Origin of the sequence: Bradyrhizobium jicamae (genome assembly GCF_018130695.1) — a bacterium.
GTDB classification, from domain to species: domain Bacteria; phylum Pseudomonadota; class Alphaproteobacteria; order Rhizobiales; family Xanthobacteraceae; genus Bradyrhizobium; species Bradyrhizobium jicamae_B.
Window position 1 is genome coordinate 84079 of sequence record NZ_JAFCJX010000037.1, and the last position, 6035, is coordinate 90113.

The window sequence follows — 6035 nt, forward strand, 5'->3', positions numbered from 1 at the left end:
AAGTTAGCCCTCGATGATGTAGACGATCTCATGCGTCTCCGGACGCACGATGATGTAGCGGCCCTTGACCAGGATGAACTCGTAGCCGCGCCATTCCGGATAGATCGTCACGACGCGTTCCGGCACCGGATAGAAGCGCACGCTCGCGGGCACCCTGGTGCCGACCGACACGTTGAAGTTCACGTTGGTGACTTCAGTGACCTTCTCCGACTTGATCGCGGTCGAAATCTCGGTCCGCTTCTCGGCCGGCGGAGCCGCAGTCGCCGAGGTCGCCGCGTTGCCCGTGGTGGTCTGGGTACGGCTGGTGTCGTTGGTCTGCGCCCGGTTGGTGTCGGTCGGGCTCTTGGTCTGGGCGTTCTGGTTGGTCGACGTGCCGCTCTTGTCGGTCTGCGCATTCTGGTTGGTGTGCGTACCGCTCTTGTCAGCCTTGTCGGCGCTCATGTTGCCGCTCTTCTCGCGGCTCTCGGCCTTCATGTCCTTGGACGCGCCGGCCTTGTCGCGCTCGTTCTCCGAGCTCATGCTCTTCGACTTCTGGGTGCTGTCCTGCGCGCCCTTGGTCGAGGTGCCGGACTTCTCGGACTCGGCGCCCTTCATGCCGGGGCCTTCGCCCTTGGTCGAGCGCTCGCTGCCTTTCATGCCGCTGCTGTCGCGCTCCATCGTGCCCGATGACGCGCCACCGGAAGGTGCGCTGTGCTGCGTCGTCGCGCCACCGCCGGCCGACGGCGATTCCTTGCTCATGCCGGTGCCTTGCGCGTTCGCAAAGCCGGTGCCGGCGATCAGGGCTGCCGTAGCGACCGAAATCAGAAAACGTTTAGACATTGAATTTCCTCCTCACACGTCTGCATTGCCCGCGCCGACAACGAAAGGAGATGCGTGATGTTCCGATTGAATCGGGGTTCCCTGCGGTTTGTTTTCTGAATGCGCGATGAATACGAAACTCAGCCGCAGGCCCAGTCGAATTCCATCGTCGCAAGGTCGAGCTGCGCATTGCCGCCGCCGAAATTGAAGCCACCGAAATGCTCTTCGATCTCGAGATAGGTTGCGCTGAATTTCGGCGTCCACTGGCATGGGAACATCGTGCCGCCGAGATGGTTGCGACCATGCAGACGCTTCAGCCCGAGCGCGACACCGTCGGTCGAATAGGGAGCGATGTAGTCGCCGAGCTCGTTCTTGTGCAGCAGGTGATCGCGTGGCGGCCTGCCGACATTGACATCGTTCTCGCGCATCGCGATGGCGACGCCGTAAGCCGGGTGGCCGATCTCCGGGATGTGGTTGAACAGCCGATACCAGTATTTCTTCTGCAACTCCTCGACGTCGTCGTAGCTGCCATGGCTGCCGGTCTGCACGTCGAAGGCCATACGTGCCGCGCCCGTCTCGAGCCAGAGCGGCAGCGGGTTCTGTTGCAGCAGGGGATTGCCGGAGAGGTCAGGCGGCTGGCAGAGCGGACCTGCGAATTCGGCCGCGGTCAGCCAGATCGCTGCAAAATTGTGGTCGATCAGATCGGTCATCCGGCATTCCATCGGATGACGGTTCTGCAGGTAGGTCCGGTACGGCAGCAGGTTTGCGTCGACAGGACGCGTGCTGTCGCTGGCGGCGAGATAATTCCCGACCGTCTCTACATAGTCGGGCTCGTCATATTGCTGGTCGGCGAACAGCGCGAGCGCGACGTAATCGTTTCCCCTGGTGCGATATTGTTCGGGGATGCGCAGCGTAAAGCCGTGCTGCATCGGAAAGCCGTCGTGCGGGCTGAGCGGCCATTGCTCGGGCCGGAGGCCCGGTGGCAGGCCATAGCACCAGCCGTGATCATTCCTGGTGCCGCGGGCGGGAGGTGTCTTGAGGAGCGTCAGATCATAGCCAATGGTCGGCGGTGCCAGTGTCATGCGGCTGGGGGTCCCTGCACTGGGCATGATCCGGAAAAGTGTAGACCGGTTTTCCGACAAGATCATGCCCCAAGAGTTCAAACGCTCCCCCTTAGTTGCGTCCTCTGCGAAGGCGGTTCGGTCGCAATCATCCGGCCAACAAAAAATCCGGCCGCAAGCAGCCGGATTCTTCAGATCAACGAAAGTGACGGAATCAGCAGGTCGCCTTGCCGCAGCGGGCGATGCCGATCTTCTCCTTCAGGGCCTCCGCGCCAACCGCGCCGATCACCACCTGCTTGCCAATCACGTAGCTCGGCGTGCCGTTCATGCCCATGGATTCCGCGAGCTTGAAATTCTCCTCGATGGTGGCTTTCGCCTCCGGGCTCGCCATGTCCTTCTCGAGCTTGGCCATGTCGAGGCCGACTTCCTTGGCCACCGCCATCGCGCGCGCCTTGTCGGCAGCGCCGCGGCCACCGAGCAGCTTCTGGTGGAAGTCGAGATATTTCTTGCCCGAGGGATCCTGCATGCGCACGGCGACCGCGACTTGCGCCGCTTCGACCGAGCCCTGGCTCAGCACCGGAAACTCCTTCAGCACGACCTTCAGCTTCGGATCGGCCTTCATCAGGTCCATCATGTCGGCCATTGCACGCTTGCAGTAGCCGCAATTGTAATCGAAGAACTCGACGAAGGTGACGTCGCCGTCTTTGTTGCCGAGCGTCACGCCGCGCGGCGAGTTGAAGATGGTGTCGGCGTTCTTGGTGATGCTGGCCTGGTGCTTCTCGGCTTCGGCGGCGGCCTGCTTCTTGCTCAGCTCGTTCATTGCCTCTTCGAGCACCTCGGGATGCGCGATCAGGTAGTTGCGCACGATGGTCTCGATGTCGCCTTTCTGGGTGTCGTTGAAGCTTTGCGCCGAGGCTTGCAGCGGCGTGCCGCCGATGGCGAGCGCGAGCAGAGCGGGAGCGAGGAAACGAAGCGAGGGCATCGGGATAATCCTTGTTCGGCTGAGCGAATAATGTTGCCGCAGCTTTAAGCCGGTTTCGGTGATCGTTCTATGGAACTTCGGTTTATTTCTAGTTGTTTTTCGACCCGGGCATGGGCTTGGCGCTCACAATGTCGTCAGCTTTGACCCAGCCGGGCGTGCCGATCGCAAAGCGTGTCTTGGCGCGGGAGGCGAGATCGCGCGCGGTCTTGCTGTCGCCACGGAGATAGGCTGCCTGCGCCGAGGCGAGGTCGGCCTGGGCGTAGTCGCCCTTGCGGCCATAGGCCATCGCGAGCTGGCTGTAGCCCATCGGCGCTTCGGTCTCGCGGGCCACCGCGGCGCGCAGGATGCCGATGGCTTCGTCGGTGAGAGCCTTGTTGTCGGAGGCGACCAGCGCCTGTCCAAGCATCATCTCGATCAACGGCGCGTTGCCGGACATTGCGACGGCCTTGCGCAGCGGCGCGATCGCTTCCGCCGGATGGCCGCCCTCGATCAGGGCCTGGCCGCGCAGCTCGTAGAAATAGGGATTGTTGGGCTGGACCTGGATCAGGCCGTCGATCTGCGCGATCGCCGAGCGCAAATCGCCGTGCAGATAGGTGGTGATCGCGCGCGCGTAACGCGCCGGCAGGCTGTTGTTGGAGAGCGGATAGCGCCGATACACCGTGTCCTGCCGCTCCATGAAGCCCGAGATCTTTGCGCGCACCATGTCGTGGCGCAGTTGCAGCGCCGGATCGTCCTTCTTGTCCCAGTACGGACTGGTATGTGCGAATTCCTCCAGCGCCTGGACGCGATCGATCGGCATCGGATGCGACTGCAGATAGGGATCGGCACCGCGCGCGGCGAACAGGCTCTCGTCGGTGAAGCGCTTGAAGGTCTCGTACATGCCCTTCGGCGACTGTTGTGTCGCAGTCAGGAACTTGACGCCGGCGCGGTCGGCGTTCTCTTCCTGCTGGCGCTGGTAGGACAACAGGGTGCGGCGGATCACCTCCGCCGGCGCCGACATCGCGGCCGCGCCGGCGCTGGAAAGACCGTTGCCGGAATTGCCCTTGGCGCCCGCGGCGATGGCGCCGGCGCCGAGTAGCATCGCGATGATCATCTGGGTCTGCGCCTGCGCCAACTGCTCGCGCAGCTTGGCGAGATGCCCGCCGGCGAGATGGCCGGTTTCGTGCGCGAGCACGCCGATGATCTGGTTCGGCGTCTCCGACTGCAGGATGGCGCCGTAATTGACGAAGATGCGGCGACCATCGGCGACGAATGCGTTGAAGCTGCCATCGTTGATGATCACCATCTGGATGTTCTGCTTCTCGAGCCCGGCGGCGCGCAGGATCGGCCTTGTGTACTCGCGCAGCAACTGCTCGGTCTCGGTATCGCGCAGCACCGGCGGGCCCTTGTTCTGCTGGGCAGTTACCGGCGTCATCGGGCCGACCATGAGGGCGAGCGCCGTCGTGATGGCGGTCAGCTTGCAGGCGATGGAGCGTTGCCGGGCAGAGCGGCGGAGCAGTGCGCCGAACCCGGCCCGGGTCAAATCAGACGGATCGCCCTGGGTGATGCTTGCACGGTTTTTCTTCACGCGACCCGGTATCCACTTGGCTTGAAAGGGTTATAAGGACCCACCGAATACGGCCAGTCTGGGGCGGTAGCGGAAGCGGGAACCTTAAATCGGCGGTGGCCGCCGAAATAGCAGATATCGATGCTTGAAGCGACATTTAGAGACCGCGTGACTGGCCTTCTGACGGCCTCGGGACGCAGCGAAGTTCCGCCTTTCATGGTGATGGACGTGATGGCGGCCGCGGCCCGAATCGAGGCCGCCGGCGGCCATGTCATCCACATGGAGGTCGGCCAGCCCGCAGAGGGAGCGCCGAAGCCCGCGATTGCAGCCGCACAGGCCGCGCTGCGCGAGGGGCGGATCGACTATACCTCCGCGCTCGGCATCCCGTCGCTGCGTGCCCGCATTGCGCGCCACTACCAGGAGACCTATGGCTGCACGGTCGACCCAGAGCGCATCGTCGTCACCACGGGCTCGTCGGGTGGCTTCATCCTGGCGTTCCTGTCGATGTTCGAGCCGGGCGATCGCGTCGCGGTCACCGTGCCCGGCTATCCGCCATACCGTCACATCCTCACTGCGCTCGGCTGCGAGCCGGTGCTGATCGAGACCACCAACGACACCCGACACGCCCTGACCGGCGAGGCGCTGCTGGCCGCGCATCGCAAGGCGCCGCTGAAGGGCGTGCTGGTCGGCAGCCCCGCCAATCCGACCGGGACGATGATGTCGCGCGAGGCGCTGTCGAGCCTGATGCTGGCGGCCGAGAGCGCCGGCATCCGCTTCATCTCGGACGAGATCTATCATGGACTCGATTACGCGTTTCCCGCGGTGACGGCGGCCGAGCTGTCGCCGCACGCGCTGGTGATCAACTCGTTCTCGAAATACTTCTGCATGACCGGCTGGCGGGTCGGCTGGATGGTGGTGCCGGAGCCGCTGGTGCGGCCGATCGAACGGCTCCAGCAGAACCTCTCGATCTCGGTGCCGACGCTGTCGCAGATCGCGGCGGAAGCGGCGTTCGAGGGACGCGAGGAGATGGAGGCGATCAAGCGCGGCTATCAGGAGAACCGCCGCATCCTGATCGAGGGCCTGCCCAAGGCGGGGCTGACGAAATTTCTGCCGGCCGACGGCGCGTTCTATCTGTATGCCGACGTCTCCGACTTCACCAAGGACAGCTTTGCCTTCGCCGGCGAGATGCTGGAGCAGGCGCATGTCGCCGCGACCCCGGGCGTCGACTTCGATCCGATCCACGGCCGCGCCTTCGTCCGCTTCTCCTACGCGCGTTCGGCGGCCGACATGCAGGAAGCGGTTGCGCGGATCGCGCGTTGGCTTAAATAGCCTGCTCTGTTTCCGGGCTCGCCCTGGAGACAATTGAGCCGGGGTACACCGGCAGGCTGCACGCCGCGGACCAAGACGGCGAGGCGCACCAGTTCCATTGACTCAACTTGCCAAGGTGATCTTGGCTCTATTTGTCATTTGAGGGGGAGAAACGCATGGCAACGACAACGATTGCTGCGGGGCTGCCGGCCGCGAAGGCTGCCAAGCCGTGGTACAGGGTTCTCTACGTCCAGGTTCTGATCGCGATCGTGCTCGGCGTGATTGTCGGCTGGCTTTGGCCGGATCTCGGCAAGAACGACTGGATCAAGGCGATGGGCGA

Annotated in this window: 5 protein-coding genes and 1 pseudogene; 2 read left to right on the plus strand and 4 right to left on the minus strand. The window is 63.7% G+C overall.

The features are described 5' to 3' along the window. Positions 1–3 precede the first annotated feature (3 nt). The 4 genes from JQ604_RS36265 to JQ604_RS36280 form a co-directional block, all read right to left on the minus strand. Positions 4–819 (minus strand): DUF1236 domain-containing protein, encoded by an 816-nt coding sequence (locus tag JQ604_RS36265; protein ID WP_212365527.1) that lies wholly within the window; start codon positions 817–819, stop codon positions 4–6. Positions 820–938: 119 nt separating this feature from the next. After that, positions 939–1880, minus strand: coding sequence for a hypothetical protein (locus JQ604_RS36270; protein ID WP_212365528.1), 942 nt, complete (start codon positions 1878–1880; stop codon positions 939–941). Between the two features lie 193 nt (positions 1881–2073). Further along, positions 2074–2841, minus strand: a complete 768-nt coding sequence (locus JQ604_RS36275; protein WP_212365529.1) for a DsbA family protein — start codon at positions 2839–2841, stop codon at positions 2074–2076. Between the two features lie 88 nt (positions 2842–2929). After that, positions 2930–4297: a M48 family metalloprotease gene (locus JQ604_RS36280; RefSeq protein ID WP_433996321.1), complete on the minus strand. Its 1368-nt coding sequence runs from the start codon at positions 4295–4297 to the stop codon at positions 2930–2932. Between the two features lie 231 nt (positions 4298–4528). Between JQ604_RS36280 and JQ604_RS36285 the strand changes: the two genes are divergently transcribed. Then, complete coding sequence (locus tag JQ604_RS36285) at positions 4529–5716, plus strand: pyridoxal phosphate-dependent aminotransferase (RefSeq protein WP_212365530.1); 1188 nt, start codon at positions 4529–4531, stop codon at positions 5714–5716. A gap of 155 nt (positions 5717–5871) precedes the next feature. Continuing rightward, a pseudogene (locus JQ604_RS41780) lies at positions 5872–6035 on the plus strand (dicarboxylate/amino acid:cation symporter); the annotation flags it as partial.

Excerpts from the sequence above, each read along its gene's own strand:
- JQ604_RS36265 (WP_212365527.1), bottom strand. The coding sequence starts at position 819 with ATGTCTAAACGTTTTCTGATTTCGGTCGCTACGGCAGCCCTGATCGCC.
- JQ604_RS36270 (WP_212365528.1), bottom strand. The coding sequence starts at position 1,880 with ATGACACTGGCACCGCCGACCATTGGCTATGATCTGACGCTCCTCAAG.
- JQ604_RS36275 (WP_212365529.1), bottom strand. The coding sequence starts at position 2,841 with ATGCCCTCGCTTCGTTTCCTCGCTCCCGCTCTGCTCGCGCTCGCCATC.
- JQ604_RS36285 (WP_212365530.1), top strand. The coding sequence starts at position 4,529 with ATGCTTGAAGCGACATTTAGAGACCGCGTGACTGGCCTTCTGACGGCC.